Genomic DNA, 17,375 nt, shown 5'->3' with positions numbered 1-17,375 from the left:
AATCGCATTTTGTAGCTATTGTTACAGAATTATCTGATATATTAAAAACATGAAGCAAGAGAGAAAGCAATCTGGAGGAATCGATTATGTCTACTCAAAATCAAGCTCGCGCCCTGATGATGCGTCACACGACCAAAATTAGGAATCGTCAGGAGTCCATGCTCGAACGGGCAGCCGAAGAAGTCGGAATCGATATTGACACCAACCAATATCGCACTCATACCCAAGGCAAATCGAATTTCCGGGCGGACTACGATCGCAGCAACTCGACAATGAGCTAAGAGCTAAGTTAAAACTACATCAAACTTCATAATTGTGTGATTTGCAGATATAGGGTGTCCTAGTAGAGGGACATCCTATTTTAATGAAAGTTTGAAGTTGAAAGATGGGCAGGAAGGAGGGAAATTGCTGTAATAAATAAAAAGAGGAGGGCGCAGAAGGTTTCTAAGATTGCAACTTTTTGAATGGGGGCGGTTTGATACCAGTTTCGCCGAGCCAAGATGAAGGCAAACTTAAGGAGGACGACAATAAAAGCGGCGGCGGTGAAAGGAGAGAGGAAGTTGAAGTAACAGAGGGCGGCGACGATAAAGGACGCGATCGCATGATAAACCACACCGGGCAGTAACGCAGCGGTTTTAGGTTTGCGAAGCTTAACCGTAAAAATAGCGCTGCTAAAAAAGAGCCAATTCAACGCCCATAACCCAAAAATTGTCGGGATTAACGTTCCTACTGTAGCCGCATAAACAAAGGGTGTCGCCAAACAAACCGCAGCAAACGTTATTAACTCGTTTACCACTGATTTTTGCTGCCGATAAAACACCGAAATCGCATCGATCGCGAACGCCATAATCGCGCCCAAATACAGCCAAATTAAGACGGGGGCTTGCAGCGACAAATAAGCGGCAATTCCTAACGCAATTCCGCTATAAATAGCGCCCCAAACCAGAAAGCGAGGTTTCAAACTTCGCCGCTGCTTAATTTGCAACACCAAGGGATGTTCGGCTTGAAATCCGGCAAAGGCAGAGAGACAAGCTAAAGTTGTCGTTAGCGTCCATTGTTGCGCGGCTGCTGCGCCTGTTAGCAACGAGACGAACAGCACGACATAAACGCCGTGTTCGTGGGAAAAAGTAGGACGATACCAAGTCGCAGTGCGATTTGACGGGCGCGGCTCGATTTTTCCTGGGGGCGCGTTGGAAATGGAATCAGTCAAGATAATTCGTAGTTGGTAATTCGTAATTCGTAGTTGTTGTACCAGAATGTAGGGTGCGTTACGCTTCGCGCTCCGCACCATTTAATACTAATTAAAAATTGAAAATTAAAAATTAAAAATAATAGCCAGCCTAGTAGGGTGGGCAACGCCCACCAGCCTTAAGTCAGTGCCATTCCGTTATCTTCAATTGCGATTAACTCAAATTCCTAGCAATCGGATCATTTTAATCCTAATTCTCCGAGTTCGGACGACATATTTTGAGGCTGAGACTCCTAATATATCTAGGTTTATTCATTTTTAATTTTTAATTTTTAATTTTTATAATTATAACTTAAGTCGGGAATCCAACAATCTGCACGCATTCCCGACATTCAGTTAAGAATTGCAAAAAATCATTGCATTCGCACCTGCAATGCTTCTCGCGCCTGTTCGCGATCGTCGAAATGGATTTTCTCCGTGCCTAAAATTTGATAATCTTCATGCCCTTTTCCGGCAATCAGAACGCCGTCTCCTGGTTCTGCTTCTAAAATCGCCGCACGAATGGCTGCCGCGCGATCGCTAAAGACTTTCGGCTGTACGCTTTCCGGAATCCCTGCCAAAATATCTTCTAAAATCCGCTCCGGATCTTCGGTACGCGGATTATCGGAAGTAACGACAGCAACATCGGAGAGTTCGGCGGCAATTTTCCCCATAATCGGGCGTTTGGTGCGATCGCGATCGCCCCCGCATCCAAATACGCAAATCTCTTTACCGCGTATAAACGGACGCGCTGCCTTCAGTAAATTCTCTAAACTATCCGGCGTGTGAGCGTAGTCCACAATGACGCTAATATCCTGTTCTGGGGAAATTTGGACTCGTTCCATCCGCCCGGGAACGCCATTGAAATGGGGGAGTAATTTAACGACTTGCTCTAACTCCAAACCGAGATGCAGTGCCGCGCCCACCGCCGCCAGCAGGTTAGCAATATTATACTGACCGACGAGGGGCGATTGAAACTCAGCCTCGCCTGCGGGCGTATGCAGCACCCCGCTTACCCCATCCGACTCGTAAGTTAAATCGCTCGTCCACAAATCGGCACTCGGTTCGCTGAGGCTATAACTCCAGGTTTTTTCAGTCGGTAGCGTTTCTAGCAAGCGTTTGCCGTAAGCATCGTCGAGGTTAACAATCGCGCGTCCGGCGAGATAATCGGGACTAAAAAGCAACGCCTTTGCTGCAAAATAGTTCTCCATCGTTTCGTGATAGTCGAGGTGATCTTGGGTGAGGTTAGTAAACACCGCGACTTCAAAGGTACATCCCAACACGCGACTTTGATCTAACGCATGGGAACTGACTTCCATCACCGCGAAATCGCTGCCTGCATTGGCAGCATCGTCGAGTTGTTTTTGCAATTCTACGGCAAAGGGGGTGGTGTGAACGGCTGTTTCTTCGTAACCGGGCCAACGCGCGTAGAGTGTTCCTAACAAGGCGGTGGGTTTTTGGGATTCGCGCAGAAGGAATTCGATTAAGTGCGTGGTGGTGGTTTTGCCGTTGGTTCCCGTCACTCCTACCATTTTCATTCGTCGGGCGGGAGAGTTGTAAAACGCCGTTGCTACCGCAGCGCAGGTTTTCGGCATATCTTCGGCGAGGATGATGCAAGCATCGGGAGTGGGAGGCGATTGCCCTGCGGCGTGGGGGGAAATTAAAGCTGCGATTGCGCCCGCTGCGATCGCGCTTTCCCAAAATTCGCCACCATCCACGCGCGTTCCTGGCATTCCGATAAATAGATCGCCTGCTTGACAAGCGTGAGAATTTGTGCTGATTCCCTGGAGTTCTTTGTCTAGGGCGGGATGTTCGGGAAGGAAGGTAATTCCAGGAATTTTTGCTAATAACTCGCGCAATTTCATGCTGTATCTCTCCAGAAACGGTAGTGTGCGATCGCGGTATCTTCCGCAGTTTTGCAAGAACTGTAACAATTTTGTTATTTTTTCAGCTTTCTTTTACGCCGAAGGCCCTAAATATTTCTGTAACATTCGCTCCAATTGGGCGACGGAAAGGCGCGGCGAAGGACGGGGAATTAGCGCTTCGCCTTCGGGTTGGGGTAGCGTCAGAACCGGAACTTCGTACTGATACGCCTCGAACCAGTCCTCGCGCGTCGTAATATCGCGGACTTCGAGTTCGAGATCGAAACTTTCAATCTGTTCGAGTTTTTCTTGGAGTCCCTCGCAGAGGTGACACCCCGGTTTGCTGTAAAGGATCAAGTGCATTTGAGAGTTAGGGCAAAGCCCATCTAAAACTTTGCCCTTCATGATGAGATCGTAACGGTCGTTCCGTCAAACTAATGCTTTAAAAGCGATCGGCGAGAGACTTGTCGGAAATGTTACATCCCGACATCCATCTTTAGGAAACCTCTCTGCTTTTTTCCAATGCCGCGATCGCGTCTTTTGCCGCCTTAACAATCTCATAATAAGGAGCCTGCGTTACCATCACTTCCTCCGCATCTTCTCGACTCATCCCTAATAAACCCGTTCGCTGTCCGCGCCGCACGGATAAAACTTTCCCTTGAGGATTTTTAATCCTTAATTCTTCGCCGCCGTCCAACAAATTACAAAGATAAGAACGCCCGTTATGCTCAAACCGCGCTCTTTGAGCGATCGTCCCCGAAGCCACAGAACTCGCCCGCACGCCCACTAATTCGAGTTCGATATTCCTCTCGCCTTTATACTCATTTTCCTTTAGTTTATAGGCGATGTCAACGCGAGCGGGAAAAGGAAAGTAGGTTCTCCAGCGCCACGCGATCGCGCTTTTTACCGCAACTTTTCCTTCAATTTCTTGCCCGAACTTAAACTTAAGATGCGCGTCCTTAACCACTTGTTGCTCTAATACTCGCACATTAGGAGTCCAAAAAATGGGTTCGGGGTTGCCGATTCCCCAAGGATTGAGACAATCGATTTGCGCGTACAACTGGGGGGTAATGCGATCGAAATCGACTTCTGCATCGACCGTAACCAGGGGCTTTAAATGTTCCGGTTCCAAATATTGATGGGCAAACTCGCTCAATCTCGCTTCAAAAGCTGAAAAGTTTTTCGCCTCCAAACTAAAGCCGCCCGCTGCTTGATGTCCCCCATGTTTGCCTAATAAGTCATCACAATAATTTAAAGCTTCCGCAATATGAAATTCTGGAATCGATCGCGCCGAACCCCGAATTTTTCCTTCCCCTTCATCATCGTAAGTACAAATAAAAGTCGGAACGCCGTAACGTTCCACCAAACGCGACGCAACAATCCCAATTACACCGTGATGCCAATCTTCCTTAAAAACAACTAGAACGCGCTGTCCTCGCCAATCAATACCCGGTTCGCCTTCAATTAAAGCAATCGCTTCAAACTCAATTTGTTTGCACAAATCTTGGCGCGTCGTGTTGCATTGATTGCATTCTTGTGCTAAAGGTTTAGCCGATTCTAAATCTTCAGCAGTAAATAGATCGATAATTAATTTCGGCTCGCCAATTCGTCCGATCGCGTTTATTCTAGGCCCTAACTTAAAACCAATATCATCCGGCTTTAACTCCTTTTTACTATCTTCTTGTCCCGCCACTCCAATCAAAGCTTGAATGCCCGGAACTCTAGACTGATGCAATCGCTTTAATCCCCGTTTTAACCAGCGGCGATTTACCCCCACTAACGGCGCTAAATCGGCAACAGTTCCGAGCGTAAAAAAGTCAAGCAGCATGGAAGTTAAGCCCGTAGTTCCTGCCAAACTTTGTGCCGTCGCTACTGCTAAAATATAAGCAACGCCTACGCCCGCCAAACCGCGATAAGGAGAAGAAGAACTAATCGTTTTAGGATTTAGAATAGCATCGGCGGGAGGAAGTTCTTCGGGCAGTTCGTGATGGTCGGTAATAATAACAGTAATACCAAGTTCGACAGCGAGTTGAATCGGTTCGACTGCCCGAATGCCGTTATCAACTGTTAAAATTAAACCGACACCCTCCTTCGCTAATTCCTTAACCATACGTTTATTGATGCCGTAGCCATCTTTCATGCGGCTGGGAATTGCATAATCAACATCCGCCCCTAAATGCCGCAGTGCGCGCAATAATAAAGCAGTGCTGGTCATCCCATCGACATCATAATCGCCGCAAATCGCTATCTTTTCTCCTTGCGCGATCGCGTCTTTCAATAATTCTACACTTTTAGTTAAATCCGCAAACTCTTCAGCCGGATCGGGCAAAATTTCGCTTTCTGGTTCGATAAAAACTTGCGCCAATTCTGGGGTGTTAATGCCGCGATTTACTAGCACTTTGGCAACTAAAGGAAATAAACCCGTTGCCTCCACTAAAGCATTGACTTTTTCAGTATCGGGATCGGCAATTTTCCACCGTCGATCGGGCAACATAATAATTGATAATTGATAACGTGAGTTTGACAGTTAATTTACAATCTTAACCTTAATTACGAACTACGAATTACAAATTACGAATTAAAAAAAAGCATCAGAGTTGTGAGGACTCCGATGCTGTGACTATCATCTTTTTCAGTGATGGTGTGAGGAAAATCTAGGGCGCTAACGCACTACCGCGCAACAAGCTACCAATCGTTTTCGCCGTAATCTTCATTTGAATGAGGGGATTTGCAGGAACGACGGTTTTATAAAGATAGCTATCAAACGTTAGGCGCTGTACGTCTTTGTCGGAACACATTTCTACAAACGCTTCGCGAGTCGCATCAGTGCGATAGAAAACGCGCTGTAAAAGGTCTAACACTAAATAGGTCATTCCGTACTTCTTATCCCAACGTTTGAGATAAAGTTTCAGGTCGTCTTCGGTGGGAATGCGCTGACCGTTATTGGTGGTTTCAACGATTGTTTCAGCGCACATCCGTGCGGATTTTGCTGCGAAATAAATCCCTTCGCCGGAAGATTTCGTAACGGTTCCCGCAGCATCGCCGACGAGGGCAACGCGACCGACAACCCGACGCGGGCGAGGATGTTCGGGGATGGGGTGCGCTTCAACTTTAATAATTTTACCACCTTCGAGCTTGCGAGCAGCGCGGGTGCGAATTCCGGTTTGCAGGTCTTTAATCATCGATTTGTTGACCTTCATAGTTCCGGTACCGACCGCAACGTGGTCGTATTTCGGGAAAACCCAGGCGTAGAAGTCGGGGGAAACGTCCGTTCCGACGTACATTTCGGCCAGGTCTTCGTAGTAGGCCATTTTATCTTCCGGGAGGCGAATGCGCTCTTGGAAGGCGATCGCGTAATTATAGTCGCCCGCATCGATCGCTTTGGCAACCCGGGAGTTCGCGCCATCTGCACCGATGACGACATCAACCTTGAGGGTTTTCATCACGCCCGTGGCATTGCCGTTAGAATGGTCGGCGTAGTGTAGGGTGTAGGGGTCGGTGGAATTGTTGGGGAGATCGAGTTGATACATCGTCCCGTTGATGAGATTCGCCCCTAATTTTGCCGCGCGATCGCGTAAAAAGCCATCAAGAACTTCCCGACGGCACATTCCAATATACTCGTCTTGATTATCCAGATTAATATCGACTTCAATATCCGAAGGCGAGATCATCTTCATTTTTCTCACCCGGCGATCGATAATCTCGGGAGGCAGGTCAAATTCGCTGACCATACACAGAGGAATCGCCCCACCACAAGGTTTGGCGTTATCGAGCTTGCGCTCGAACAGGTAAGTTTCGATCCCTGCTTTTGCGAGAACTTCAGCCGCGCTGGAACCGGCTGGTCCTCCTCCGACAACAGCAACCCTTAATACCAAAGCCTTTCTCCTAAATTTCGATCTATAAAATTATTACGGGTTTCATCCTATCACGAGCTTTTAGTTCGGGAGAGCGCAACAATCCGCGATCGCAGAACTTGCAATAGAGCTTAACAACTCGGTAACATTCCTTAACAGCGATCGGTGAATAATAATTCTATGGATAGTGAATCGTGAATAGTAACAAAGCAGATCTTTGAACTATCCCAATATTTTCCCTACCCCCGTCCCCCAGTCTCCCCATCTCCCCGTCCCCCCGTCCCCCCGTCCCTCCTCTCCCCTAATTCCCGAACAGGTATTGGCAGACCTACCAATAAGCGCTATCATTAACCAACTTTATCGGGGGTACAGCCAGCAAACGGTTAACCGTACTCAAGATGCTATAGCCCGTCCTGCTAAACTGACTAGAAATCGCTCGCGATAAAACCGATTGTGAACTTAAGGCTGTGCGCGAACCCGCTCGATCTCTGTTGTCCAATGAGTGCCGCTCCTCTTCCTCGCCAACAACCTCCCTCCGAACCCGCCGACGAATCGGATACCTCTTTCGAGGCGACTCCGGTAGCAGCGCTCAAAGATTTGGTCGCTCGCTTGCATCGGGAGCAAAATAAGGTTCAAAATCTCCTCAGTTCGTTAGGATTTGCCTTACGCAGCTTCAACAATCTCAATCAGTTCTTGGAATTGGTTCCGCTGATGGCGGCGCGAGTCACCGATGCAGACGGAGGAGCGTTAATTTTATTTAAAGCCAACGGCCAGCCGAGTTTGTCGCAAATTCACTGCCAAGAAGGGTATGCTTGTCAAAATATCCGTACCGCGATCGAGCGCGCCATGCAGCAAAGCGATCGCAACGCAGCGCGCGTAGCAAGCAGTAGTCCCGATTCTCCCGCGCTCCCCGTCATCAAAACTCCCCTTGACGAGCAAGTCAAGCAATTTCTCGACCCCGAAGTCAAGTTATTCTCTACACCAATCCCGGTAAAAAGTCAAGAGCGAGGGCGAATTTATGTTTTCAGCAGCGCGCCGGACTATACCTGGACGGTAACGCGCCAGCGACTCGTGCAACTGGTCGCCGATCAAACCGCCGTTGCTATCTCCCACCACGAACTCACTAACGAACTGCGCCAAAAAGAACGGATCGATCGCGAACTGGAAATCGCCTCGGAAATTCAAGGACACCTACTCCCCAACCAATGCCCCGAAATCGAAGGAGCGAGCTTAGCAGCAGCCTTTAAAACCGCCAATCGCATCGGCGGCGACTACTACGACTTTATCCCCACCCACCCCCATCCCGCACGCCGTCCCTCAGAAGAAAACCCCCTTCGTACCGCAGCCTTTATTCCGTGGAGTATCGTCATTGGCGATGTGATGGGGAAAGGCGTTCCCGCCGGATTAATCATGACAATGACGCGGGGAATGCTGCGCGCGGAAGTTCTCAACCGACACTCCCCTGCCCGCATCCTGCAACATCTCAATCAGGTGATGCACCCCGATCTCGACACCTCCCATCGATTTGTCACCCTCTTTTATTCGGAATACGATCCGCTCACGCGCGTCCTTTCTTATAGCAACGCCGCTCACAATCCCCCCCTATTGTGGCAAGCTGCAACTGGCAAGCTCGAACGCCTCGATACTTTAGGAATGCTGATCGGTTTAGAAGTCGATTCGGAGTACGAAGATGCCAAAATTCAATTAGAACCGGGGGATACGATTCTCTACTATACCGATGGGTTGACCGATGCCGCGAATGCAAACGGCGATCGCTTCGACGAAGAAAACCTCGCCCTAGCCTTTTCCCTCGCTTGTCAGCAAGGCGATAAACCGCAAGCCATTCTTGATGCTCTCTTCAATCGAATTCAACAGTTTGTCGGTTCGAGCAACCGTCACGGCGACGACATGACAGCAGTCGTGTTACAAGTTGAACTCCCAGACCCACAAACCCAGAGCGCCTTAGCGCCGATTAGTCTAATTCCCTAGGGGAGCGAATCTTTCCAAGCTTTAGACGATAAGCTTTTCAGACTTTTTTCAAAAAAACTCTGTCTAACCCCTTGACGTTTTTGTAATATGTTTGTAGTATTAATGTAGGGCAAGCGGGAAAGCCACAACAACAGCTAACCCCCTCCACCCGACGAACCTTGACAACCCAATAAGTAATACATCTTTTACAAACCCTGTAGAAAGGAAGGCGTTGACTGATAAGCCGCATTCACTCCCCGAAGCCATCATACTACAAAGCTCGAAGTTGCGATCGAAATTGTAGTACAGGTTGAAAGGATGCCAGTCGGAGCATAGCACTGCTATGCCCTCCCGCTAGCAACAACGCGACTTATTCGGACGACAAACCCGCCGAGTTAACCCCTTCCATCCGCAGAATTAAGGGATTGTTGCAACCTTCTTGGGGCTGTAGCTCAGATGGTTAGAGCGCCTGTCTGTCGAACAGGAGGATCGCGAGTTCGAGCCTCGTCAGCCTCGTTGTTGCAACGATTCCGAAACTGACTCATGCAAGCTGAAAAATTCAGCTTTTCATCGCAGCGTAGCTTAACGGTAAAGCGCTTGGCTCATAACCAAGTCCATATGGGTTCGACTCCCGTCGCTGCTACTCACATAAGTGGAGATAGTGTAAAGGCTAACACTGCGGTCTCCAAAACCGTCGATCTGGGTTCGAGTCCTAGTCTCCGCGCCATTGAATTGATTGATTGTAAAGTACCGTATCCTAACTCGCGAAGCTTACAAACAAGGGTAATTAACCGCAAGGTTAATCGGTTCGACTCCGACAGCCTCCGCCAAACAGGGGGGCTGTATAAAACAGAAGCTTCCTCAACTTGTACGGTACAACTTCTATCAGCTATAGCGCTACTTGAAACGTGAAAGTACGTTTCTAAGCGCATAAAAGTATTGGCTGGTGGGCGCTGCCCACCCTACCCAATGTCCTAATTTCAATTCCCTAAATTGTCCCAATTATTGCATCTTGAATTCTCGATCTTTAAGCGCTAAAGTGCCGTAGGCAAACTCGGATAAGCCACCAGATTTTCACTCTGGCGAACTGCGGGTTCAAATCCCGTCGGCACTGTTACGATGCCCTGCACCGAAAAGTCGAGAACTACTCGTAAGAGTGGCACGGTTGCGAGCAATTCTCGACTGGGGCATCTCCCATCTTGGGTCGTTGGCAGAATGGGTATGCAGCCGCCTTTTAAGCGGCATTATCGGGGTTCGATTCCCCGGCGGCCTACCTTTTCAGTTAGTCGCGAGCAGTTAACAATTAACAATCATGAATTAACTGAGACAAACTCAAAAGTTTAACTCAAGGGTTGGTATCCAAATTGGTGAAGGAGGCTGACTGTAAATCAGTTGCTTATCGGCGCGTGGGGGTTCGAGTCCCTCCCAACCCATTGCGGGCTGTTTCCCTCCCGCACATTCAAACTCGGAGAGGTGGCCGAGCGGCTTAAGGCATCCTCCTGCTAAGAGGAAGCGGGTTTAGTCACCCGTCGAGGGTTCAAATCCCTCCCTCTCCGCCTTTTTAGGGAATAATTGAAGCGCGAATCTTCGATGATTCAAAATCGACAATTTATGCTTCAAAAAAATGAGAGCGTGGTGTAACTGGATAACACATCAGTCTACGAAACTGGGAAGTGAAGGTTCGAGTCCTTCCGTTCTCGTTAAGGGGAGAGATGGCCGAGCGGCTAAAGGCGCGATCTTGGAAAGATCGATTGGATTTAATCGATCCAACGGGGGTTCAAATCCCCCTCTCTCCGCCTTATTTACGCCTAATGTGAATTAGAAGCCAGAAAGATAGATATTACTGTTCTTTCTCCCCTCTCCCACCGATTGGGAGAGGGGCTAGGGGTGAGGGAAATCAAGACTTTTGGATAATGCACATCAGACGTTATTTGTGAATGGAGAGATGGCCGAGCGGCTGAAGGCGCGATCCTTGAAAGATCGATTGGATTTAATTCATCCAACGGGGGTTCAAATCCCTCTCTCTCCGCCTTATTTGTGAATGGAGAGATGGCCGAGCGGCTAAAGGCGCGATCCTCGAAAGATCGATTGGATTTAATTCATCCAACGGGGGTTCAAATCCCCCTCTCTCCGCCTTTTTAGGGAAGAGTGAATAGTGATTAATTTCGCTGGCTTATTCCCAAGTATTGCTTAGAATTTCCCCCGATAGCTCAGTCGGTAGTAGCGCCTGTCTGAAGAACAGGAGGTCGTCAGTTCGATTCTGACTTGGGGGGCTGAACGTTGCCCTGTAGCTCAATGGCAGAGCGAGCGGCTGTTAACCGCGCGGTTGTGGGTTCGACTCCCACTGGGGCAGTTCAAAAATCTTGATTGCCGGATAGACAAATTGGTAACGTCGCCTGTCTCTGAAACAGGAGTTTTGTAGGTTCGAGTCCTACTCCGGCAGCCAATGGGAAGTACGCAAATAGGTAAAGCGACTTGCCTTTGAAGCAAGCGGTTGAAGGTTCGATTCCTTCCTTCCCAGTATGCTCCTGTGGCCCAATCGGAAGAGGCGGCTAACTCAAAATTAGCAGGTTGTGAGTTCGAGTCTCACCGGGAGTATTGGTCGAAATGTCGGATTCGCAAATTGGGGTTATCTCCGATCGCGAATCCAACGCTCAACCTCGCTCCTGTGGCGGAATTGGCAGACGCAGCAGCTTTAAAACCTGTCTTTCAATTTGTGGGTTCGACTCCCACCAGGAGTATTAACCAGATGCACCCTAAGAGATTGTTGATAACCGATCGCGCTGAAGTGCCGAACTTAAGAATCCTTGCGAGAGGCAACGACGTTTTCAGCAAGCTTATCGGGAACTTCTTGGAGGTGGTCGTATTGCCACTTAAAGAAGCCTACACCCATCGTCAAAGAGCGCAACTCGACAATAAAGTTTTGCATCTCTGCTTGGGGTAAATAAGCCGTGGTGCGATCCCATCCTTTCCAATCAGAAATACCTTCGTAACCGAGAATTTGTCCCCGATGTCCGCTCGAAAGTTGCAAGACTTTTGAGGTAAATTCGGTTGGCGCGCAAACTTCAACCGTTAAAACCGGCTCGAGCAAAATCGGTTTGCATTTGGGCATTCCTTCGTTCATGGCAATGCGCGCGGCTTGTTTGAACGCTTGCTCGGAGCTATCGACGGAGTGGTACGATCCGTTGGTTAAGGTAACATCGACATCGACGACGGGGAAACCCAACGGCCCGCGATCGAGATATTCGCGCACGCCCATTTCTACGCCGGGAATGTACTGTTTGGGAACGACACCGCCGACGATGGTTTCGTGGAAGAAGAAACCCGTACCGCGATCGCGCGGTTTAATATCTAAATAAACATCCCCAAAAGCTCCGTGTCCGCCGCTTTGGTGTTTGTAGCGCCCGTGGGAGTTCGTGCCGTTGCGAATCGTTTCTTTATAAGGAACTTGGGGCAAATGAGTGGTCATGGGGAGATTGTACTTGCGGCGCAGGCGATCGAGCGCGACTTGCAAGTGAATTTCGCCTTGTCCCCACAAAATAATCTCGCGCGTATCGCCGTGCTGTTCCCAGTGCAGGGCGGGATCTTCTTCCAGCAATTTGCCCAGCGCGCCACTCAGTTTAACTTCATCTTTGCGGTTTTCCGGAACAATTGCTAGGGCGTAAACGGGTTCTAAAAGTTCCGCCTTCGGCAATTCTTTAGCTTTATCGGGCATATTACTAATTGTTTGCCCGGTTTTAATCCCTTCCAAACGCCCGATCGCGATAATATCCCCCACAGAGGCTTTTTGAATCGGTTCTTGCTGCTGCCCCATCAAGCGATACAATCCGCCCGCGCGCACGCCGTTGAGCGTCATACCGTCGGTGAGTTCGCCCTGCCAAACCCGCGCCAGGGAAAGTTTTCCGCCTTGGGAAACATTGTAGGTTTTTAAAATCTGTACTAAAGTTTGCTCGCCGTTCGCCCCCGCTTCTAAACCGCGTCGTTCGGCAGTAACGCTAGGTTCGGGTGCTTCTTTAATCAGCGCATCGAGGAGTGGGCGCACGCCGTAGTCTTGTTCGGCGATGCCAAAAAAGACGGGAACGATTAAGTCCGCGCTTAAATCTTGTCGAATATCTTGGAGAATTTCTTCTTGGGGCGGTTCGATTTCTTCAAGCAGTTCTTCTAATAAATGGTCGTCAAATTCGGAGAGGGTTTCTAGCATTTCCTCCCGTGCGAGCTTTTCTTCCTCTCTCAAGTCTTCGGGGAGGGGAACGGGATCGGCGGGACTGCCAGCATGATAATGATAGGCTTGTTCGCTGACTAAATCGATGTAGCCAACTAAGTCTTCGCCCTGACGGATGGGATATTGGTGAGGAACGAGGGGACGACTGGAGACGGATTTAAGCGCGTGCAGAACGTCCATAAATTCGACTTGGGTGTTGGCGCGATCCATCTTATTAATAAAGACGAGATGCGGGATTTCCCAGTCGTCGAGGAATTTAAAAAGGGGCGCGAGGGTGAGGACGCGATCGATGACGGGTTCGCAAACGACAATGGCTGCACCCGCCCCAACGAGGGCATTGTCGGTTTCTTGGGCAAATTCCACCGAACCGGGACAGTCGAGGAAGGTGAGGCGAATATCGTCGAGTAGGGTGCTGGCGGCGGAGACTTCAACACTCGTGCCGCGATCGCGTGCTTCTTGGCTGCTATCGCCGACGGTGTTGCCGTCTTTAATGCTGCCCTTGCGCGTGATTGCGCCCGTCACGAATAAAATACTTTCAAGCAGGGTTGTTTTACCACTGGAGTAGGGACCGACAATGGCAACATTGCGAGTCCCCGATACTACTTTTTCGTTCATAAAATTTTCCCCCAAAATTGAATGGGCGGGTGAAGAGCCGCACAATTGACGGGATTCCCGGCCAGCAACTCTTCAGTCCGAATCTTTTTTGAGAGTACCGCGTTTGGAGGGTTGCGGGAGCAGAATTGCAACTTCTTTTAAGACCTTGGGATCGTTCGATGAAGGAAGATTTCTAACTATCAATTCTTGATAATTTTTATGAATAAACGCAACAATATGCGACTAAAATTGGGACAAATGCTAGGGCTGGGCGTTGCGATCGCGAGTTTGGGGTTAGGCAGTCCCAGCGGTTCGCAATCTTTACCCGTTCTCACGCCTACGCAACCGCAAGCTGTAGAGTATTTGAATGCAGGTTTGCAACGGATCAGCCAAGGTCAGGTACAAGATGCGATCGCCTTTTTTACCGAAGCCGCCCGACTCGATCCCAGTCTCGCCCCCGCTTACTATAACCTCGGACTCGCGCTGCGACAACAAGGAGCCTTGCAACCTGCCGCCGATGCCTTTTACAAAGCGGTTCAAGCCGATCCTAATTTTTCCCTCGCTTACGCCAACCTCGGCGCGGCACTCTACGAAGGACAGAATTTGCAGCTTGCCAAAGACTATTTGCAGCGTGCCGTCGCGATCGATCCTAAGCTCGGAGTTGCCCATTATAACCTCGGTTTAGTGCTGAAAGATCTCGGCGAACTCGAGGGGGCGGAACAAAGCTTCAACCGCGCGATTTCCCTCAGCCCTAACGCCCCCGAACCCGCCTATCACCTCGCGCTTATCCACCTGCAACGCAACCAACTCGAAGCCGCCCGAGAACGGCTAGAACAAGCGATTCGCATTAACCCTCAGTACGAAGAAGCGCTGTATAACTTAGGGATTATTTTATTCAATCGGGGCGATCGCGAAGCATCCCTTGATGCCTTTCGCCGTTCTAGTGCCGCCAATCCCAACTATCCCAACGCTTATTACGGTGCGGGATTGGTATTTTTGAGCGACAATCGTCCCGAAGAAGCGCGACGGGTTTTACAGTATGCCAGAGATTTGTACCGCGATCGCGGTAATGCAGAATGGGCAGCCCATGCCGAAACCTTATTGCGACAACTCGATCGCCGGTAAAATGCGATCGATACTCTGTAGGGACGTTATATATAACGTCCCTACAGGACAGAATAAAAAATTGATAAATAGTCACTAAAGAACCATTCATCTCTACTTTTCGGCATTTTTCCGAGCGTATTGAAAGTTTTTTTCGTACTCTACAGCTTTTTGACGGGCGAGGTTGAATTGAACGCGATCGGAAGGTACGCTATTCATTAAAGTTGCGGCTGTTTGCCACTGTTGAGCGACAAGCTGCCAATCGGAAGAGGTTTTAGCAACTTGGGCGAGTTGAGCGGCTGTTGTAGCACTTTTAACGGCTTCTGCAAAGGGATCGGACTGAACAATTGGCGCGCTTAAAGAAGGGGTTACGGTAGGAAGAAATGTTTCAGTTTGTGGGGCGAGCGGCAAGTGTTTTACCCCGAAATAGAACGCCAGCGCGATGCCTAATCCCGTTAAAATAAACGCGGGAAGTTGTAGGTATCTTAAGGGGAAGGAGTGCGATCGCGCGGAAGGTTGTTTATAAATGCGTTTGCCTTGAGGTTTACTGACAGAAGTTAGCCCCATATCGCCTCGCAATTTTGCTAATTCTAAATTAATGGGATCTATTGTTCTAGCGGGAGGATTTGGGCGAGAATTATAAGGACAAGATAAGAGTCGGCAAAATAAGTCCCGCAATGATAGAAAATACTAAAATAGCCCAATTTTGTTCGGAAGCAGAAATAAAAATGCCAACAATTCCAGAAAGAATCAAAACATTGAAAGGAAAGGCAAGAGGAACTAAAAGCGCCGTCCTCAGCCACGAACTCGGATAGGGAAACCACCACGGCCAAACGAAATCAGACAACAAGTCCTCGAATTTTCTCTTCATTAAGCCTGTAAAATTTCTTGAAGATGCTCTAATAATTTCAACATAGTTCAAGGCGACTTGTAAAGCAAATATTAATTATTTTTAGCGCGAGAGAAGGCAGAATTTTAATCGCTCCATAGTAAAAAAATGGTACTCGCAGCCTTTGCCCCCTATATTTCCGGTAAAGACACGATCTGTAACGTCTCCACTGCTTTTAAGTCTCATAAAAAAAGGGTACGTTAGCGAACTGTAACCCTTCATTAATTTAACTGAGCTTGTATTATTTCTAAAAGTAGGAGCGCGGCGACTGTTCGGTAATCTCGTTACCGAAAATCTATCTTTTTTGCCCAATCTGGGGAGCGCCTAACGCACCCTACCCAAGAACCAAGTAGGGTGTGTTAGCAACAGCGTAACGCACCGTAATCTCATTCTATTCAGCAAGAATTGAGGAGAGCAGGGCTTTAAGTCGGTGCGTTACGGCGTGCCGAAAAATCTGCCTTTTTTGCCCAATCTAGCTAACGCCTAACGCACCCTACCCAAGAACTGTTGCGTCATGCAGGATGGGGAGAGGGGAGGGGGTTTGTATTACCTAATTTAAAGATGTTTTAACTGAACCGCAACCTACTATTTCTAGAACGGAATGGGTTTAAGATATTGCGTCGGAACGCTATCGACTAACCACACGCCATTATCGGAACAATAAAAGATAAAACCTTCTTTCTGCATGGTAGCAGCATCGATCGCGAATACTACCGGATAGCCCCGCCGCGCGCCCACTTTTATCGCCGTTGCAATGTCTGACGAGAGATGAACGTGATGTCTTGCCATCTTTTTTAAACCCGATTCAAAAATCAGCGGAACGGTTTGTTTGGGCGTTCCGTGGTACAAAATATCGGGTGGAATTTGCGCTTTGAGTTGAAGGTCAACTTCAACGCTATGTCCTTGGTTAGCGCGAATTAAAGTCTTTGTTTCATCGAAAGAAAAACGTTGTTTGTCATTTTTTGCTACGACTTCTTCGAGTTCGGCGCGCGTTAAAGGAAACTGATTTTCATTACACGCTGCTAATAATTTATCCACTTCAACCCATCCCCCCGCCGCTAGCGTTAATCCCAAGCGTTCCGGTTGATGGCGCAAGTGTTTGCTCAAGTATCGACTAATTTTAATGAGGCGGGAAGGGTTCATTTAATTGATAATTGACAATTGACAATGGATAACGTCTCGGATAATTGACAATGGACAATGCTCGGAGCCTTTGATTTCTGCCTTTTTTAGCCCAATCTCGCTAATGCCTAACGCACCCTACCCAAGGGCTATGTAGGGTGTGTTAGCGAAGCGTAACGCACCATAATCTCATTATATTCAGCAAGAATTGAGGAGAGTAGGGTTTTAAGTCGGTGCGTTACGGCGGGCGAAAATCTACCTTTTTTAGCCCAATCTCGCTAATGCCTAACACACCCTACCCAAGGGCTATGTAGGGTGTGTTAGCGAAGCGTAACGCACCATAATCTCATTATATTCAGCGAGAATTGAGGAGAGTAGGGCTTTAAATCGGTGCGTTACGGCGGGCGAAAATCTACCTTTTTAGGCAAATCTAGCGATCGCCTAACCACCTTATACCAATTCTCCGAGTTCGGACGACACATCTTGAGGCTGAAACCCCTAATCTATCTAGGTTTCTTCATTTTTAATTTTT

At 48.6% G+C, this 17,375-nt stretch carries 12 protein-coding genes and 17 tRNA genes; 20 read left to right on the top strand and 9 right to left on the bottom strand.

The features are described from left to right. Window positions 1-86 precede the first annotated feature (86 nt). Entirely contained in the window at window positions 87-281 is a 195-nt protein-coding gene (locus H6G50_RS07590; RefSeq protein ID WP_190714839.1) for a hypothetical protein, read from the top strand. An 80-nt stretch (window positions 282-361) separates the two neighbouring features. Here the strand turns inward: H6G50_RS07590 and H6G50_RS07585 are convergent, their stop codons facing one another. The 5 genes from H6G50_RS07585 to chlP all read right to left on the bottom strand — a co-directional run bounded on the left by H6G50_RS07585 (window position 362) and on the right by chlP (window position 6,965). Continuing rightward, window positions 362-1,210 (bottom strand): YwiC-like family protein, encoded by an 849-nt coding sequence (locus tag H6G50_RS07585; protein ID WP_242032747.1) that lies wholly within the window; start codon window positions 1,208-1,210, stop codon window positions 362-364. 392 nt (window positions 1,211-1,602) lie between these two features. After that, entirely contained in the window at window positions 1,603-3,093 is a 1,491-nt protein-coding gene (locus tag H6G50_RS07580) for a UDP-N-acetylmuramoyl-L-alanyl-D-glutamate--2,6-diaminopimelate ligase (protein WP_190714835.1), read from the bottom strand. A gap of 93 nt (window positions 3,094-3,186) precedes the next feature. Next, the gene (locus H6G50_RS07575; RefSeq protein ID WP_190715045.1) at window positions 3,187-3,453 is read right to left on the bottom strand and encodes a glutaredoxin family protein; all 267 of its coding nucleotides are present in this window, start codon (window positions 3,451-3,453) and stop codon (window positions 3,187-3,189) included. Between the two features lie 133 nt (window positions 3,454-3,586). Further along, the gene (gene recJ / locus H6G50_RS07570; protein WP_190714833.1) at window positions 3,587-5,584 is read right to left on the bottom strand and encodes a single-stranded-DNA-specific exonuclease RecJ; all 1,998 of its coding nucleotides are present in this window, start codon (window positions 5,582-5,584) and stop codon (window positions 3,587-3,589) included. A gap of 160 nt (window positions 5,585-5,744) precedes the next feature. Beyond that, window positions 5,745-6,965, bottom strand: a complete 1,221-nt coding sequence (chlP, locus tag H6G50_RS07565) for a geranylgeranyl reductase (RefSeq protein ID WP_190714831.1) — start codon at window positions 6,963-6,965, stop codon at window positions 5,745-5,747. Between the two features lie 477 nt (window positions 6,966-7,442). On the opposite strand from chlP, the gene H6G50_RS07560 reads away from it, so the two are divergent. The 18 genes from H6G50_RS07560 to H6G50_RS07475 all read left to right on the top strand — a co-directional run bounded on the left by H6G50_RS07560 (window position 7,443) and on the right by H6G50_RS07475 (window position 11,653). Then, window positions 7,443-8,933, top strand: coding sequence for a GAF domain-containing SpoIIE family protein phosphatase (locus tag H6G50_RS07560; RefSeq protein ID WP_190714830.1), 1,491 nt, complete (start codon window positions 7,443-7,445; stop codon window positions 8,931-8,933). A gap of 420 nt (window positions 8,934-9,353) precedes the next feature. Continuing rightward, window positions 9,354-9,428: transfer RNA gene (locus H6G50_RS07555), tRNA-Asp, on the top strand. Window positions 9,429-9,483: 55 nt separating this feature from the next. Further along, window positions 9,484-9,555, top strand: a tRNA-Met gene (locus H6G50_RS07550). A gap of 9 nt (window positions 9,556-9,564) precedes the next feature. Beyond that, window positions 9,565-9,639, top strand: a tRNA-Trp gene (locus H6G50_RS07545). 311 nt (window positions 9,640-9,950) lie between these two features. Further along, window positions 9,951-10,026: transfer RNA gene (locus H6G50_RS07540), tRNA-Glu, on the top strand. 87 nt (window positions 10,027-10,113) lie between these two features. Next, window positions 10,114-10,185 (top strand) — tRNA-Lys (locus H6G50_RS07535). A 76-nt stretch (window positions 10,186-10,261) separates the two neighbouring features. After that, window positions 10,262-10,345: transfer RNA gene (locus H6G50_RS07530), tRNA-Tyr, on the top strand. Window positions 10,346-10,379: 34 nt separating this feature from the next. Continuing rightward, window positions 10,380-10,468, top strand: a tRNA-Ser gene (locus H6G50_RS07525). A 70-nt stretch (window positions 10,469-10,538) separates the two neighbouring features. Next, window positions 10,539-10,612 (top strand) — tRNA-Arg (locus tag H6G50_RS07520). A 6-nt stretch (window positions 10,613-10,618) separates the two neighbouring features. Then, a tRNA-Ser gene (locus H6G50_RS07515) sits at window positions 10,619-10,708 on the top strand. Between the two features lie 143 nt (window positions 10,709-10,851). Continuing rightward, window positions 10,852-10,941 (top strand) — tRNA-Ser (locus tag H6G50_RS07510). A 14-nt stretch (window positions 10,942-10,955) separates the two neighbouring features. After that, a tRNA-Ser gene (locus H6G50_RS07505) sits at window positions 10,956-11,045 on the top strand. A 66-nt stretch (window positions 11,046-11,111) separates the two neighbouring features. Next, window positions 11,112-11,185 (top strand) — tRNA-Phe (locus tag H6G50_RS07500). Window positions 11,186-11,193: 8 nt separating this feature from the next. Then, window positions 11,194-11,265, top strand: a tRNA-Asn gene (locus tag H6G50_RS07495). Between the two features lie 15 nt (window positions 11,266-11,280). Then, window positions 11,281-11,358, top strand: a tRNA-Gln gene (locus tag H6G50_RS07490). Between the two features lies 1 nt (window position 11,359). Beyond that, window positions 11,360-11,433: transfer RNA gene (locus H6G50_RS07485), tRNA-Gln, on the top strand. A 3-nt stretch (window positions 11,434-11,436) separates the two neighbouring features. Next, window positions 11,437-11,510, top strand: a tRNA-Leu gene (locus H6G50_RS07480). Window positions 11,511-11,574: 64 nt separating this feature from the next. Beyond that, window positions 11,575-11,653: transfer RNA gene (locus tag H6G50_RS07475), tRNA-Leu, on the top strand. Window positions 11,654-11,709: 56 nt separating this feature from the next. On the opposite strand, the gene H6G50_RS07470 is transcribed toward H6G50_RS07475, so the two are convergent. Continuing rightward, complete coding sequence (locus H6G50_RS07470; RefSeq protein WP_190714828.1) at window positions 11,710-13,749, bottom strand: elongation factor G; 2,040 nt, start codon at window positions 13,747-13,749, stop codon at window positions 11,710-11,712. A 198-nt stretch (window positions 13,750-13,947) separates the two neighbouring features. Between H6G50_RS07470 and H6G50_RS07465 the strand changes: the two genes are divergently transcribed. Continuing rightward, a complete protein-coding gene (locus H6G50_RS07465) occupies window positions 13,948-14,853 on the top strand; it encodes a tetratricopeptide repeat protein (protein WP_242032746.1) in 906 nt (301 codons plus the stop codon). A 93-nt stretch (window positions 14,854-14,946) separates the two neighbouring features. Here H6G50_RS07465 and H6G50_RS07460 read toward each other — a convergent pair whose 3' ends face one another. The 3 genes from H6G50_RS07460 to H6G50_RS07450 form a co-directional block, all read right to left on the bottom strand. Then, window positions 14,947-15,399 carry a hypothetical protein gene (locus H6G50_RS07460; protein ID WP_190714826.1) on the bottom strand — a complete coding sequence of 151 codons (453 nt, stop codon included), beginning with the start codon at window positions 15,397-15,399 and terminating at the stop codon, window positions 14,947-14,949. Between the two features lie 70 nt (window positions 15,400-15,469). Further along, window positions 15,470-15,754, bottom strand: a complete 285-nt coding sequence (locus tag H6G50_RS07455; protein WP_190714825.1) for a hypothetical protein — start codon at window positions 15,752-15,754, stop codon at window positions 15,470-15,472. Window positions 15,755-16,312: 558 nt separating this feature from the next. After that, on the bottom strand, window positions 16,313-16,864 hold the full coding sequence (locus H6G50_RS07450; RefSeq protein WP_190714823.1) for an RNA 2'-phosphotransferase: 552 nt from the start codon (window positions 16,862-16,864) through the stop codon (window positions 16,313-16,315). Window positions 16,865-17,375 lie beyond the last annotated feature (511 nt).

Origin of the sequence: Oscillatoria sp. FACHB-1406, from assembly GCF_014698145.1 — a bacterium.
GTDB lineage: Bacteria > Cyanobacteriota > Cyanobacteriia > Cyanobacteriales > Spirulinaceae > FACHB-1406.
Note: the sequence above shows the minus strand (reverse complement) of the source record. Positions and strands in the feature narration are given on the sequence as shown.

What these genes read in the sequence shown, in the direction of transcription:
- H6G50_RS07590 (WP_190714839.1), top strand. Translation starts at nt 87, where the DNA reads ATGTCTACTCAAAATCAAGCTCGCGCCCTGATGATGCGTCACACGACC.
- H6G50_RS07580 (WP_190714835.1), bottom strand. Translation starts at nt 3,093, where the DNA reads ATGAAATTGCGCGAGTTATTAGCAAAAATTCCTGGAATTACCTTCCTT.
- H6G50_RS07575 (WP_190715045.1), bottom strand. Translation starts at nt 3,453, where the DNA reads ATGCACTTGATCCTTTACAGCAAACCGGGGTGTCACCTCTGCGAGGGA.
- recJ (WP_190714833.1), bottom strand. Translation starts at nt 5,584, where the DNA reads ATGTTGCCCGATCGACGGTGGAAAATTGCCGATCCCGATACTGAAAAA.
- H6G50_RS07560 (WP_190714830.1), top strand. Translation starts at nt 7,443, where the DNA reads ATGAGTGCCGCTCCTCTTCCTCGCCAACAACCTCCCTCCGAACCCGCC.
- H6G50_RS07470 (WP_190714828.1), bottom strand. Translation starts at nt 13,749, where the DNA reads ATGAACGAAAAAGTAGTATCGGGGACTCGCAATGTTGCCATTGTCGGT.
- H6G50_RS07465 (WP_242032746.1), top strand. Translation starts at nt 13,948, where the DNA reads ATGAATAAACGCAACAATATGCGACTAAAATTGGGACAAATGCTAGGG.
- H6G50_RS07460 (WP_190714826.1), bottom strand. Translation starts at nt 15,399, where the DNA reads ATGGGGCTAACTTCTGTCAGTAAACCTCAAGGCAAACGCATTTATAAA.
- H6G50_RS07450 (WP_190714823.1), bottom strand. Translation starts at nt 16,864, where the DNA reads ATGAACCCTTCCCGCCTCATTAAAATTAGTCGATACTTGAGCAAACAC.